Genomic DNA, 13,667 nt, shown 5'->3' on the forward strand with positions numbered 1-13,667 from the left:
GTTTTTTATACCACCAATGACATTGCGCGTTTGATCACACAGAGAAGGGGTACTGGATCGCAGGGTGACACTGATACCCTTCCACACTGAAATCGTCAGTGGAGACCCAGGTTTCAATGTCTTGCAGCGTTTTGATGTCCGGATTGATGTTCAGACGGGGCGGTTCAAACGGTTCGCGGGTCAATTGGACATCACGCATCAACGGCAACTGATTCTCGTAAATGTGTGCGTTAACAATCTTATGGTACGCCTTACCGGGTTTATGGCCGGTGATCTGCGCCACCAGCGCCAGAAAAACAAACACCTGAATCTGGTTGAAGTTGAGTCCCAGCGGCACATCACAGGAACGCTGATAGCTGGTCAGGTGCAAAGTATCACCCAACAATGAAAAGGTGTGGGTGTGCATGCAGGGTCGCAAACAGCCACGGTCAAATTCACCGGGATTGTAGAACGTCACGATCTCACCCCGATCATCAATGCCACGGCTGAGGTTATCGATGACCTTTTTCAACTGATCCAGGTGCCCGCCATCCGGCGTCGCCCAGGCACGCCCCTGCACACCGTACACGCGCCCCATATCATCCTCGCCTTTGCGGTGAGGGTTATTCAACCAGGCCTGGTTTTCATTGGCGTTGGCATTCCAGGTGTTACAACCGATGGCACGAAACTGAGCGGCGCTGTCGTAACCGCGCAGATAACCCAATAATTCGGCGATTGCCGCCTTGTAAAAACTCTTGCGGGTGGTGATCAGGGGGAACACATTGTTACCGACGTCGTATTCAAGATCGGCATTGATCACGGTCAGGCAGCGCTGGCCGGTACGGGCATTTTCGACCCAGTGTCCCTGCTCAACAATGCGACGGCACAAATCCAGATACTGCTTCATGATGACCCCTTGACCGCATGATTGGATGCACCACGTCGAAACGCCCACACCATCAACGCCAATCCACCCAGCACCATCGGCAGTGACAGGATCTGGCCCTGGGAAATCAGCCCGCCATACAGGCCAATGTGCGCATCGGGCTCCCTGAAGTACTCGACAATAAAGCGGAAACTGCCGTAGCCGAGCAGGAACAATCCACTCACGGCGCCCATTGGTCGGGGCTTACGACTGAACAGCCACACCATCAGAAACAGCACAACCCCTTCCAGGGCAAACTCGTACAGCTGTGACGGGTGACGGGGTTCTGGCCCTGCACCGGGAAAGATGATCGCCCAGGGAACGTCCGAGGTGCGCCCCCACAGTTCTGCGTTGATGAAATTGCCGATCCGGCCAGCACCCAGGCCGATGGGTACCAGGGGAGCGACAAAATCGCCGACCTGCAGAAAGTGGCTGCGGCTCTTGCGGGCGAACCACCACAATGCCACCAGCACACCCAGCAAGCCACCGTGGAACGACATCCCTCCAGTCCATATCTTGAACAGGTACAGAGGGTCATCCAGAAATGCACCGAACTGATAAAACAGCACATAACCCACCCGACCACCGAGGATCACCCCCAGGAAGCCCAGGAACAACATGTCACTGAGCTGGTCTTTCGACCAGTCGGTGCGCGAAAGACGGGCGCGGGCCAGTAACCAGGCGGCAATGAAGCCCACCAGATACATCATTCCGTACCATTTCGGACTGAAAAATCCCCATTCTACGATGGATGGATTGATTTCGGGCAGGGTGTAATGGCTATCCGCTAACATTCAACTTCTATCCTAACAACATGCGCAAGCTGACCAGGATCAGAAAGCCTGCAAAAATTCGTTTTAACCGCCGGGTATCCAGGCGATGGCCTATTTTAGCCCCGATACGGGCCGTAAATACAGAGGTAATCACAATCCCGACGGTGGCAGGCAGATAGACATAGCCAAACGCGCCGGGGGGCAAATCATGCAGTTGCCAGCCGGTTACTACAAAGCTGGCCGAGCCAAACAAGGCAATCACCAGACCGCAAAATGCCGCACATCCGATGGCCTGCTTCATATCCACCCGGAACCACATCAGTGCAGGCACCAGCAACGCGCCGCCACCAATCCCCATGAATGCCGAGATACAGCCAACCACCAGACCAATCAGTACCAGCGCGGTTTGTGAAATGGCCGTTTCTGAGCGCCGTTGACCACCGAACACCATTTGCGCGGCAATCGCCATCACCAGATAGGCAAACACCGATTTCACCACTTCACCGGGTAACACACTGGCCAACCAGGCACCGACCATCGCGCCCAGCACGATACCAATACTGCAGCCGGTGACAATGTGTCGCGACAGGTTGCCCAGTTTATAGTGGGCCCGCGCCGATGACATGGCGGTCAATACGATGGTCGATAACGACGTGGCAATCGCCATTGGCATGGCCACGTCCAGCGAGACATCCAACACGTGGGGCAACAGGTACACCAGCGCCGGCACGATCAATAATCCACCGCCGATCCCCAGCATCCCGGCCAATACGCCCACCAAAGCACCGAGCGCCACACAGGCAAAAAAGATGATGAACATCAGTACCCCTCAGGTTTCCTTAACTACCGGCCCTCACCAGACCGCCTAATCCCACAGACTCGAGGTAAGCATTTACCGCTTCGCGCACCGCAGCAGGATGCTCATAGTGCATAACCCTTTCCAATAACTGATGGGTGTCTGCCAGCGCGACACTGCGGATCACCCATTTAACCTTCAACAGGTTGTGACTGTTCATACTCAGGCGTCGATAGCCCATGGCCATCAGCAAAATTGCACCACCGGGTTCGCCGGCCATTTCGCCGCACACGGTGACCGGCACGTTAAGACGCTGCGCTTCATCCACAATGTGCTGCAATGCCATCAAAACCGCTGGGTGATAACTGTCATACAAGCCCGCCACCCTGGCATTGTTACGATCGACAGCCAGCAGATACTGGGTCAAGTCGTTGCTGCCAACGGAAAAGAAATCGACAATGGGAGCCAGTTTATCGAGCTGATAAACCAGCGCAGGGACTTCTATCATCACCCCGACCTTTGGCATCACTACCCGATTATCGGTTCCCCGACACTCTTCGGTCACTTCGTGAAATGCCTGACGAATGAGACGTTTGGCCTCTTTAACTTCAGACACCGACGTGATCATCGGCAACATGACCTGCAGATTTTCCAGCCCCAGACTGGCGCGCAACATGGCGCGAACCTGAACCAGGAAGATTTCCGGGTGATCCAGGGTCAGGCGGATCCCACGCCAGCCAAGAAAAGGGTTTTCCTCGTTAATGGGAAAATACGGCAGGGGCTTGTCCCCCCCGACATCCAGGGTGCGCATGGTGATTTGTTTGTCCGGACTGACCGACAGCATGGCGCGGTACAAATCATGTTGTTCCTGCTCCGACGGAAAACGTTCGCGCATCATAAACGGCACTTCGGTGCGGTATAGCCCCACTCCATCACCCTGGTTAAAGTGATCACTTTCCAGCTCAGCGGACAAACCAGCGTTAATGTACAGGTCAAGCGCACAATTATCGGTTGAAATGGTCGGCAATTCTGCCTGTGCCTGAATACGATCAGACAACTCCATTTCTTCATCAACCAATACCCGAAATTCCCGCTGTATTGCATCACTGGGCGAGACAATGACTTCACCGGAATAGCCGTCGAGTAACACCTGACGGCCATCCAGCATGGATAACGGCACATCGGTCAATCCCATGACGGCAGGCACGCCCATGGCCCTGGCCAGAATGGCAGCATGAGAGTTATTCGAGCCTCGCATCGACACGATACCGCGCACCCGATCTTTGGGGAACTCTGCCAGCATCGGTGCACTGACTTCTTCCGCCACCAGGATCACATCGCCTTCAGGCATGGTCGGCGTCACTGCACCTTTGTCCGGTTGCAGAATGTTGGCCAGGATTCGGTTAGACAAATCTTCCATGTCCACAGCCCGCTCTTGCATGTAGGGGTCGCTCATGTCGCGGAAGCGTTGAATGTACGCATCAACCACGTATTTGAGTCCGCTGGCAGCATCCCAGCCTTCGCGAATACGCGCTTCCACTTCATGCCCCAGGCTGTTGGCATCCAGCAGGTGATGATAGATCTGGAAAATGGCCAGTACGTCAGAGGGTACTTCTCCTTCAATCCGCGCAGACAGCTCGTCAACCTGACTGCGGGTCGCATACACGGCACTTCTGTAACGCTGAATTTCACTATCGACAGCCAACGAACGGCGGGGCACATGATTGTTCAGACTGACCTTGTAGCCAGGCACGAAACCAACCCCCATGCCCAGTCCGGTTGCCCCGGGAACGCCGCGCAAGGTTTTTTGCCATTGGCGACTGCTGGAGGCCGTTGTTGGATCATTCAGGGTCATCAAACCACGGGCTTCTGCGTGCTTGATCTCCAGCGCCAATTGCGCCGCCAAGGTAACCAGGAAGGCTTCTTCATCTTCGCTGAAACGGCGCTTACCGCGTTGCTGCAATGTCAGTACGCCGAGCACCTTACGCTGATGAATGATCGGCGCGCCTAAAAATGCGTGGTATTTTTCTTCTTTGACTTCAGGGTAATGCTTGAAGCGCGGATGCGCTCTGGCATCGCTGATATTGAGCGGTTCCTCGCGCTGACCAATCAGGCCGATCAAGCCTTCTGAGAATCCAATCGCCACTTTGCCAACCGCGTCGGCTGCCAGACCCTCAGTGGCCATCAACAGAAAATGCTGCTTCTCATAGTCGGCCAGGTAAATAGAACAGGAATCAACCTTCAGTGCCGTGCGCAAACGGTTCGCCAGGCATTGCAGCGCATCCTCCAACACCGGTATTTGGTTGACTTCCTGGACAATGCGCTTGAGGGTTGTGAGCATCGATCAGCTCGAGTTGGAGCGACGACGTCGTCGCGATTTATTGTTTTGGCCCTGCGAACGGGTTGGATTGCGCCCGACCTGACGTCCACCGACCGGCATGGTCACTGGCGCAAACTCTTTCATCACGCGACGGTACACATCGCGCTTGAACGAAACCACATGCCGTACCGGGTACCAGTAGCTGACCCATCGCCAGTCATCGAATTCAGGATGACTGGATTTGAGCACATCAACGTCCTCTTCGTTGCACGTCAATCTCAGCAAAAACCACTTTTGCTTCTGACCGATACACACCGGATTGCTGCCCTGACGAATCAATCGCTTAGGCAACTTATAACGGACCCAATTTTTGGTCACGCCGAGTATTTCAACTTGCTCCGGCTGTAACCCTACTTCCTCGTGCAGCTCCCGATACATGGCTTGTTCGGCAGTTTCACCTTGATCAATTCCGCCTTGTGGAAACTGCCATGAATGTTGGCCATAGCGTTTGGCCCAAAAAACCTGCCCTAACCGATTGCAGATTACGATGCCAACATTCGCGCGGAATCCTTCGCCATCAATCACCTAGACTCCCGGGCGTATAAATGTGTTATATCCCTGCATTCTTCCACAAACTTGCCACCTTTCAAAGCAATAAAACGTTTACGCCTATCCCCTTTTGCCGTTAGCATTCTTGCCATAACAATTGCCCGAATCTGCTTTGCTTATGTCTCAACAACGGTTTCTTGCTCTTTATGCCCTGCTCGCCCTCAGCTACCTGTTTGTCATGGGCACAGGACAATACCCCCTGCATTATCTGCACAAAGCAGCGCCGGTACTGATGCTGCTATGGATGGTGTGGCGTGCCGGAGCCCATTGGCTCGGCGCCGGACTGGCGGTGTTGTTGTCTGCTACCGGGGATATTCTACTGGCGCTGCCGTTGGCGAGTAGTTTCATGCTCGGACTCAGTGCCTTTTTACTTGCCCATCTGGCCTACATGGCTGTGCTGTGGCCAATGGCCGACCGACAACGCTGGCGCCATCCCGCACTGATTGCGTTGTTTCCTGCCCTCATCGGCATGGCCTTTTGGGTATTGCCCAGTACCGGTGAACTGATGCTCCCCGTCGCGGTGTACATGCTGGTGTTAAGCATCATGGCCATTACTGCCATGCTGGTGCCAGCGCAGCAGCCATGGCTCCTGGCGGGTGCCTGGCTATTTGTGGTATCGGACGCGTGCATTGCGATCAATAAGTTTACCCTGCCATTCGCCGCGTCAGGATGGGTGATCATGGTGACCTATTACCTGGCCCAATACTGTCTGATCCGGGGGATCTGTGCCCATGCTTCCCGTTCCCGCTGATCGCGCGCCGGACAGCGTTAACACCCTGATCAAGCGCGCCCAGGCACTGGCCGGTCTTAGCCTGGGTGAGCTGGCATTACAGGCCAATGTTCAGGTACCTGAGCATTTTCGCCGTGAAAAAGGCTTCACCGGACAACTGTTGGAGCGTTTCCTCGGTGCTGAGGCGGGGGCCAAAGCCCAGCAGGACTTCCCTGACCTTGGCATCGAACTGAAATCAATCCCCATCGATCCGAGCGGTCAACCGCTGGAAACCACGTACGTGTGCTACGCCCCACTGCTGGGGGTGGCCGGGATAGATTGGGCTTCGAGCAATGTGTGCAACAAGTTACGTCATGTTCTGTGGGTGCCGATTGAAGGCGATCGCAGCATCCCTCCCGCCGAGCGGCGCCTGGGTACCCCCTTTCTGTGGTCACCCAACGCCGATCAATACGCCATCCTCAAAGCCGACTGGGAAGAACTGATGGAACGGGTCGCGTTAGGGCACGTCGACAGCATCACAGCCCGTCTCGGCCAGGCCCTGCACATGCGGCCCAAAGCGGCAGACGGCAGCGCCCTGACCGACGCCATTGGCCAGGAAGGGCAGCGTATCCGAACCCGTCCCCGGGGTTTCTACCTGCGCACCACCTTTACCGCCCAAATCCTCGCTGACCAATTCGGCTAAGCGCCGGGGGTGCGGATCACCATCAGGCGCAGTTCGGTCATGTCCTCAATGGCATAGCGGATCCCTTCTCGTCCCAGTCCGGATTCCTTCACGCCACCGTAAGGCATATTATCCACCCGCCAACTGGGGACATCGCCGATCACAACACCGCCAACGTCCAGCACATCCCAGGCCTTGTGGGCTTTGTACAAATCGCGGGTAAATATCCCCGCCTGCAAACCAAACTGGCTGTTGTTGACTTCCTCAAGGGCCGCATCAAAGTCGGAGAAAGGTGCGATGATGGACACCGGACCGAAGGCTTCTTCGGCACACACCTTGGCATCGGCCGGAACATTTTCCAGCACCGTTGCCTGCAGCATGGCGCCGTCGCGCTGACCACCACACAACACTGTAGCCCCTTTATCCCGTGCTTCATCAATCCAGGCCGCCAGTCGTCCCGCTTCACCCTCGCTGATCATCGGCCCGATAAAGGTCTTTTCATCCGCCGGATCGCCATGCACCAGTGCCGCAACTTTTTCCACGTAGCGCTGTTTGAAGGTCGCGTAGATGTCCTGATGCACCAGTACCCGCTGCACACTGATACAGCTCTGGCCGGATTGATAGTAGGCCCCAAAGACAATGCGCTCAATGGCATCCTCCAGGTCGGCATCGGCATCCACCACACACGCCGCATTCCCACCCAGCTCAAGTACCACCGGCTTCTTGCCGGCGCGGGCTTTCAGATCCCAACCCACATCAGGCGAGCCGGTAAAGCTGAGCAGTTTGAAGCGATCGTCAGTAGTGAACAGGTCCGCACCATCACGACTGCACGGCAAGATTGAAAATGCCCCTTGGGGTAAATCGGTCTCGGCCAACACCTCACCAATGATCAACGCACCAATGGGTGTGCGGCTGGCCGGTTTGAGCACAAAAGCACAGCCTGCAGCGATGGCCGGCGCCACTTTGTGTGCGGCCAGATTCAACGGAAAGTTGAACGGTGAAATGAACGAACAGGGCCCGATGGGAACGCGCTTCACCATGCCCTGATAACCACGGGCACGGGGCGTCACTTCAAGGTTGATCACTTCGCCGTTGATCCGCACCGCTTCTTCTGCGGCAATCCGGAAGGTATCGATCAGACGGGTCACTTCTCCGCGGGCATCTTTGATTGGCTTGCCCGCTTCCACGCACAGGGCATCTGCCAACTCATCAAATCGATCTTCAAACCGCTCCACACAATGCTGCAAAATCGCCTGACGCTCATAAGGCTTCATTGCGTTCAGTGCCGGTTGGGCAGCTTCTGCCGCCGCAATCGCACGATCAATCACGTCGGCATCGGCCATCGCGACCTGGGTCGCGGGCTCGCCAGTGTACTTGTTGGTCACCGTGAGATCCTGATTGGCAAACACGGCTTCATTGGCCAGATAATAGGGGTAAGCTTTGGCTAACATGCTAAATCCTTACAGCGATTGACTGAGGTTACGAATGGATTGGTTGAGGGTCTCATCATTGAGACTGTAGTCAACCGGAACGTCGATCACATGAACAGCCGGGTCATCCAGACATTCATTGATCCGCGGCAACAGCTCTTCGGTGGCCGAAATGCGCCAGCCTTTAGCACCGTAACTGTTGGCGTACATAACAAAATCCGGGTTGCCGTAATCAAGGCCAAAATTGGCAAAGCTCATGTGGGCTTGCTTCCACTTGATCATGCCGTAAGCGTCATCACGCAGAATGATCACCACAATGTGCAGGCCCAGGCGCACCGCGGTTTCCAGCTCCTGGCTGTTCATCATAAAGCCACCATCTCCGCACACCGTAATGACCGGCTTGTCAGGATACACCAGCTTCGCCGCCATCGCAGAGGGCAGGCCCGCGCCCATGGTTGCCAGGGCGTTATCCAACAACAACGTGTTGGGGAAGTAGGCCGGATAATTACGCGCGAACCAGATTTTGTAGACGCCGTTGTCCAGGGTCACGATGCCGTCTTTGGGCATGGCCTTGCGCACATCACGCACCAGCCGTTCAGGCAAGACCGGAAAACGGTCATCCTGTTCGCTGGCCGTGCGGTGCTCTACGTAAGCGGCATGCACTCGCTTGAAAAACTCAAATGACCACTTTGGCGACGGGGTGATTTTCTCTTTGATTTGCCAGATGCTGTTGGCGATGTCACCGGTCACTTCGAGCTGCGGGAAGTACACCGGATCGACCGCTGCACCGTCGAAATTGATGTGGATGACTTTCTTGCCGTTCACATGCATGAAAAACGGTGGCTTCTCGACCACGTCATGACCCACATTGATGATCAGGTCTGCATAGTGGATCACGCGGTGGACAAAGTCACCGTCAGACAACGCCGTATTGCCCATGAACAGCTCGCCACTCTCATCCAGCACTCCTTTACCCATCTGGGTAGTGATGTAGGGGATACCCGTCTTGGCGACAAATTCACGCAGCATCTTGGCGGTCAGCTTGCGGTTCGCCCCCGCACCGATCAGGAGTACCGGAGCAGTGGCCTTTTCAATCATCTCCACCGCCGCGTTGATGGCCTTGTACTCGGCAATCGGACGGCGCATCATGCTGGCCGGTAACAATGCCGCCTGCGTGGCCTCTGCAGCAATGTCTTCCGGCAATTCAATGTGCACGGCCCCGGGACGCTCATCGTGGGCCAGACGGAACGCCTCTCGCACAATCGACGGGATCCGGTCACCACTGACCACCTGTGAGGTGTATTTGGTGATAGGGCGCATCATGTCCACCACATCGATGACCTGAAAACGCCCCTGCTTACTGGTTTTAATTGGTTTCTGACCGGTGATCATCAACATTGGCATCGCCCCCAACTGAGCATACGCGGCTGGCGTCACCAAATTGGTGGCCCCGGGACCGAGGGTCGACAAACACACGCCAACCTTGCCGGTCAGGCGACCATAGGTGGCAGCCATAAACCCTGCGCCTTGTTCGTGGCGGGTTAAAATTAACTCAATGGAGGAGTGACGTAATGACTCCAACAGGTCGAGGTTTTCTTCGCCGGGAATACCGAAAATATACTCAACGCCTTCGGCTTCCAGTGCTTTGACCATTAAATCCGATGCTTTCATGTCGTCCTCTTGATGGTTGACCACGTCAGATGTGGTTAGCCCCAGTATAGACGACTCAAACTTATTCGATATTTCAATTAGTTATTGTTCATCATAGGTCGTCATGTGCAGGCCTTAAAAGTCCCCCTTGATGCAGATCAAGGGCACCATGAATAGTCCTTGAGGACAGCAACGCTGGCACCTATGCTGATCCCGAAAGTGGAGGATAACCCCATGGCATTACGTATTGCTGAAGACTGTATTAATTGTGATCTGTGCGAGCCTGAGTGCCCCAACGAGGCCATCGCGATGGGCGACAGTGTCTATCAGATTGATCCTGAACGCTGCACTGAATGTGTTGGGCACTATGATGAACCCAATTGCATGACCGTCTGCCCCATCGATTGTATCGAACCGGATCCCGAACGGATCGAAAACAAGGTGCAGTTACTGCAAAAGTTTAATCGTCTGCACTGAGGTCGGATGGCTCAGTTTCCGTGATAAACGGCTTGGCGATATAGACTGCCCAGTACTCGACATGGGGACTGGGCCACTCTCGGATAAACGCCACACCCATTTCATGTTGCTGGGCAAAAAAGGGATGTTCGGCCAGTAAATGCGTGCGATGCACAGGCGAGTCTTTAAATTGTCGCCAGGCCTCCTCTGCGGTGGCAAAACCGCCGGCCACCGCTTCCACCTGATTGTGATAAAAGCTCGGATAGTCGGGGTCCAGTGGATAACCGGCCTCGCGCAGGCGGGCGTTCGCACCGAGGTTACCGGCATAGTGCGTCACCATGCCCTTGCGCGCCATTTCCTGCGCTTTTGCCAATGCCACAGCATTCAGTAGCGGCACACAGGTCAATTGTGTACGTTGCTGGCCGTAATCCGTCATGATCAACCGAGCCAGTTTGCGCGCTTGCGGTGAGTTACCACAGTCTTGCACGTCTACATCGCTCACCGGCATGCTACCCAGTTGATAAGCCAGCACTTCGCCTTCGCTGGGAACGGGACCCGCAATCGCAGAGCAGGCCAGACAACAGGCAAAAGTCAGCGTCGTGACCAATCCCTTTTTCATGGTTCCTCCTGACCAACCGCTGCAGGTGGCTTACCCATGTGGTGGATGTATTTCACAAACACCTGGGACAGAAATTTCTCCGATTGGAAGCCCAGTCGTCGAGCCACGGTCGATACCCTGGCATCGGTGCGCATCAGTATCTTCTTGGCGTATTCCAGCCGGTAATGGTACATAAACGCGCGAAAGTTTCGCTTCAGTAACACCCGGGTGGCCTGTGCTAATACAATGGGGTCCACCTTTGCTGCGGCGGCAAACTGGTCGAGGCGCAGACCGATGTGCTTGTAGGCCTTGTCACGGATCAACGCATGTTCGGCCTTGTTCAGCGTGTCCCGCATTACACTCTCAGCATACACGTGCGTGTCCCGATACTCCGGCGGCAACGGCGAAGGCGCAAAAGGACGTAGTTCTAATAACACCAGCAGCGTGGCCAGAAAGGCAGCGGCATAAAACAGGTTGTTGACCACCTGCCAGAACGTCACGTTAAGCAAACCAAAAGTCGCAAATGTGGTCAGTATGATGGCCACAAAAGCAACCCCCATCAGGCCCATGAAACAGCCTGGCGCGACATGAAAACGGTACAGATGCACATCCACCACCTGATCAGACAGCTGGCCATGATACTGATAAAACAATTCCACACACCGGGTGGCCATCACCAGAACGATAAACCCGGTCAACAGGTGCGGACCATACACGTACCAGTATTCGAGCAACTGCCCAACCGGTGGATGCTCAAGCATGTCCAGCCGGGCAGTCGCGGTCTGAAACAGCAGCGGAAACTGACCAACCAGAATAACCAACGGGGGTCCATAGCGCAGAGCAGGGGAATAGCGTGGCGATTTCTGCACCATGGCGTTGACACAGCTCAGCAACAATCCGGCCGACAACGCCGGTAAACACTGAAACAAGCCAGCCAGAAACACCCACGCCGTGGACACACCAAACGCGCGCATCCATTCATCCACCAGCATGCCGGGCCATATCAATACGGCGATGAGGAGATATTTACCGTGTACCAGCCGATCAAAACGGGCCCAAATCAATGCCAGCGTGATCAGCCAGACGCCCAGTAGCGCCAAAACCACACTTTGGTAAGGATTCAGGTTTTCCACATTCAATCACCAGTATGCGTCGACATCCATTGCGACATTGCGACTCTTTTCCATCACTGCCAGCAAGGCATGGATTTGCTCATTGCTCCACAATAGCAGCTCGGACTTATTGGCCAGATCGGCATGACTCAGTTTTTCCTGCAGGAACAACAACACTTTGAGTTCAGCAATGCCATCCAGCAAGTCTAGCCAAGGCGCGCGGAAACGGTCACGGTTTTCTTCATCAAACAGATTACCCAGCAGAAACCCATTGTACAGGGTCTGACGCAACGCCGACTGCTGATAAACGTAATCCTGTGCGGTCAGGCTTTGTGAAAAGGGCATGCTCTGCAGCACATTATGCCAGCCTTGGGATAACCAGCCTTTGGCGTGTTCAATCAGGGTTGAATGCCAGTTTTCAGACGCTTGCCGCCAGGGCCGCGTAACCAGCAATTTAACCAACGCCAGTTGCACCGATACATAGCGTGGCTGCATCAGCAGTTGCTGCGGATGATGACGATTTAACAGGCTATCGCTGCAGCCCCTCAGGAACGCCACCAACTCATCATTTTTACCCAGCCGTTTGCGGTAGGGGCCTTTACGGGAACGCAGCAGTTTCAGGTGAACCGCCTGTTCCAGCCAGTGCCAATGACTGACTTGTGCCATCAGCGCTTTGTGCAACGACAACAAGGGCTCACATTGCAACGAGGGCAAGTACAGGGTCAGTGCCTGCAATGCTACCCGCATGCCTTCCACCACACCGTCCAGGTCAGTCACTTTACCGCTTTGCAGATAAACCTGCTCATGGTGTTGCCAGTGAGCCAGGGCACCTTCGAGACCCCGACAAAAACCCGTTTCACAGGTGTCCTGTGGGCGCACGGATAGAAAGGCCGGCAACGGCCTGGCGCGCAACAACTGATCGGCGGCCAGCATGTAGCCTCGCGCAGCCTTGCTGAGCTGGCCCAACTGACACGGCGTGCCCTGGACAATTTTTTCTGCCAGCTCGAACAGGGCCGACGGATCGCCCTTTTTTAATTCCAATTCAATTTCGCAGATCGGCAGCGTGTGACTGCCGCTGCGAATGACACCTTCGTCAAGGACCATTTCAATCACACAGTCTTCGGACCAGGCGATGTCATAACAATGGCGGGTAAAATCAGTGCTGAACAGCGGCGTCAGGCTCGCCTGCAAGCGACTGACGCTGACATCCGCCGGCCAGACTTCAGCCGGAAAAGCCTCCAGGTCCGGTGTGTCGCCATCCAGTGGGACATTGTATTCTGGTCGTTGATGGAGGCCGCCTATGATCTTGCCGGCAGTCTTGATGGTTTGCTCATATTGCCCTTCCCGACAGCGCACCCGCAGACCGATGTCATGCCCGCGCAAGTCCTTTCCCGGCGTATCAAAATACTGATTAAACAGGTGAAAATGGTGGGGTTCTCCGGTCAGCGTCAACGACTGCAGCAAGCTGGACTGAATAAACCCTTTGGCCTTTTCAGTGACTAACAGCTTGAGTTCAATTTCCTGTTCCATCGGGTCTCGGTGATTGTATCAGGGGGATAAAACGCAACGATACTCTTTCCCCCAGACCTTGGCAACGATGCCCCTGTACAATCAAGCACTTGCCTTTG

At 55.2% G+C, this 13,667-nt stretch carries 13 protein-coding genes; 3 read left to right on the plus strand and 10 right to left on the minus strand.

Annotation, left to right across the window (positions count from 1 at the left end; translation table 11 throughout):
- Positions 1 to 34 precede the first annotated feature (34 nt).
- Genes LJ739_RS16975 through rppH form a run of 5 tightly spaced genes read right to left on the minus strand, consistent with a single transcriptional unit; the run spans position 35 to position 5,378 of the window.
- Positions 35 to 886, minus strand: a complete 852-nt coding sequence (locus tag LJ739_RS16975; RefSeq protein WP_229162394.1) for a thymidylate synthase — start codon at positions 884 to 886, stop codon at positions 35 to 37.
- Positions 883 to 1,698, minus strand: coding sequence for a prolipoprotein diacylglyceryl transferase (gene lgt, locus LJ739_RS16980; RefSeq protein WP_229162396.1), 816 nt, complete (start codon positions 1,696 to 1,698; stop codon positions 883 to 885). The genes LJ739_RS16975 and lgt overlap by 4 nt, the downstream gene beginning before the upstream one ends.
- A 7-nt stretch (positions 1,699 to 1,705) precedes the next feature.
- The gene (locus tag LJ739_RS16985; RefSeq protein ID WP_229162398.1) at positions 1,706 to 2,497 is read right to left on the minus strand and encodes a sulfite exporter TauE/SafE family protein; all 792 of its coding nucleotides are present in this window, start codon (positions 2,495 to 2,497) and stop codon (positions 1,706 to 1,708) included.
- A gap of 19 nt (positions 2,498 to 2,516) precedes the next feature.
- Positions 2,517 to 4,814, minus strand: a complete 2,298-nt coding sequence (gene ptsP, locus LJ739_RS16990; RefSeq protein WP_229162399.1) for a phosphoenolpyruvate--protein phosphotransferase — start codon at positions 4,812 to 4,814, stop codon at positions 2,517 to 2,519.
- Positions 4,815 to 4,817: 3 nt separating this feature from the next.
- Positions 4,818 to 5,378 (minus strand): RNA pyrophosphohydrolase, encoded by a 561-nt coding sequence (gene rppH, locus LJ739_RS16995; protein ID WP_229162401.1) that lies wholly within the window; start codon positions 5,376 to 5,378, stop codon positions 4,818 to 4,820.
- Positions 5,379 to 5,520: 142 nt separating this feature from the next.
- Here rppH and LJ739_RS17000 point away from each other — a divergent pair, with 142 nt between their 5' ends.
- Both LJ739_RS17000 and mutH read left to right on the plus strand, forming a co-directional pair.
- Positions 5,521 to 6,153 carry a lysoplasmalogenase gene (locus LJ739_RS17000; RefSeq protein WP_229162403.1) on the plus strand — a complete coding sequence of 211 codons (633 nt, stop codon included), beginning with the start codon at positions 5,521 to 5,523 and terminating at the stop codon, positions 6,151 to 6,153.
- A complete protein-coding gene (gene mutH, locus LJ739_RS17005) occupies positions 6,134 to 6,814 on the plus strand; it encodes a DNA mismatch repair endonuclease MutH (protein WP_229162405.1) in 681 nt (226 codons plus the stop codon). The genes LJ739_RS17000 and mutH overlap by 20 nt, the downstream gene beginning before the upstream one ends.
- On the opposite strand, the gene LJ739_RS17010 is transcribed toward mutH, so the two are convergent.
- Together LJ739_RS17010 and LJ739_RS17015 are read right to left on the minus strand one after the other, a co-directional pair.
- On the minus strand, positions 6,811 to 8,244 hold the full coding sequence (locus LJ739_RS17010; RefSeq protein ID WP_229162407.1) for an aldehyde dehydrogenase family protein: 1,434 nt from the start codon (positions 8,242 to 8,244) through the stop codon (positions 6,811 to 6,813). The two genes, mutH and LJ739_RS17010, sit on opposite strands and share 4 nt — an antisense overlap.
- Before the next feature lie 9 nt (positions 8,245 to 8,253).
- Entirely contained in the window at positions 8,254 to 9,894 is a 1,641-nt protein-coding gene (locus LJ739_RS17015) for an acetolactate synthase large subunit (RefSeq protein WP_229162409.1), read from the minus strand.
- Positions 9,895 to 10,107: 213 nt separating this feature from the next.
- Between LJ739_RS17015 and LJ739_RS17020 the strand changes: the two genes are divergently transcribed.
- A complete protein-coding gene (locus tag LJ739_RS17020; protein WP_229162410.1) occupies positions 10,108 to 10,350 on the plus strand; it encodes a YfhL family 4Fe-4S dicluster ferredoxin in 243 nt (80 codons plus the stop codon).
- Here the strand turns inward: LJ739_RS17020 and LJ739_RS17025 are convergent.
- Genes LJ739_RS17025 through LJ739_RS17035 form a run of 3 tightly spaced genes read right to left on the minus strand, consistent with a single transcriptional unit; the run spans position 10,334 to position 13,569 of the window.
- On the minus strand, positions 10,334 to 10,948 hold the full coding sequence (locus tag LJ739_RS17025) for a CAP domain-containing protein (protein ID WP_229162411.1): 615 nt from the start codon (positions 10,946 to 10,948) through the stop codon (positions 10,334 to 10,336). The genes LJ739_RS17020 and LJ739_RS17025 overlap by 17 nt on opposite strands.
- A complete protein-coding gene (locus LJ739_RS17030) occupies positions 10,945 to 12,060 on the minus strand; it encodes a helix-turn-helix domain-containing protein (RefSeq protein ID WP_229162412.1) in 1,116 nt (371 codons plus the stop codon). Before LJ739_RS17030 ends, LJ739_RS17025 begins: the two co-directional genes overlap by 4 nt.
- A 6-nt stretch (positions 12,061 to 12,066) precedes the next feature.
- Complete coding sequence (locus tag LJ739_RS17035; RefSeq protein WP_229162413.1) at positions 12,067 to 13,569, minus strand: CYTH domain-containing protein; 1,503 nt, start codon at positions 13,567 to 13,569, stop codon at positions 12,067 to 12,069.
- Positions 13,570 to 13,667 lie beyond the last annotated feature (98 nt).

Source organism: Fluctibacter halophilus, assembly GCF_020687825.1.
Lineage (GTDB): Bacteria > Pseudomonadota > Gammaproteobacteria > Enterobacterales > Alteromonadaceae > Fluctibacter > Fluctibacter halophilus.

Coding starts and splice junctions, on each gene's coding strand:
- LJ739_RS16975 (WP_229162394.1), bottom strand. CDS start 886: ATGAAGCAGTATCTGGATTTGTGCCGTCGCATTGTTGAGCAGGGACAC.
- lgt (WP_229162396.1), bottom strand. CDS start 1,698: ATGTTAGCGGATAGCCATTACACCCTGCCCGAAATCAATCCATCCATC.
- LJ739_RS16985 (WP_229162398.1), bottom strand. CDS start 2,497: ATGTTCATCATCTTTTTTGCCTGTGTGGCGCTCGGTGCTTTGGTGGGC.
- ptsP (WP_229162399.1), bottom strand. CDS start 4,814: ATGCTCACAACCCTCAAGCGCATTGTCCAGGAAGTCAACCAAATACCG.
- LJ739_RS17000 (WP_229162403.1), top strand. CDS start 5,521: ATGTCTCAACAACGGTTTCTTGCTCTTTATGCCCTGCTCGCCCTCAGC.
- mutH (WP_229162405.1), top strand. CDS start 6,134: ATGCTTCCCGTTCCCGCTGATCGCGCGCCGGACAGCGTTAACACCCTG.
- LJ739_RS17010 (WP_229162407.1), bottom strand. CDS start 8,244: ATGTTAGCCAAAGCTTACCCCTATTATCTGGCCAATGAAGCCGTGTTT.
- LJ739_RS17015 (WP_229162409.1), bottom strand. CDS start 9,894: ATGAAAGCATCGGATTTAATGGTCAAAGCACTGGAAGCCGAAGGCGTT.
- LJ739_RS17020 (WP_229162410.1), top strand. CDS start 10,108: ATGGCATTACGTATTGCTGAAGACTGTATTAATTGTGATCTGTGCGAG.
- LJ739_RS17025 (WP_229162411.1), bottom strand. CDS start 10,948: ATGAAAAAGGGATTGGTCACGACGCTGACTTTTGCCTGTTGTCTGGCC.
- LJ739_RS17035 (WP_229162413.1), bottom strand. CDS start 13,569: ATGGAACAGGAAATTGAACTCAAGCTGTTAGTCACTGAAAAGGCCAAA.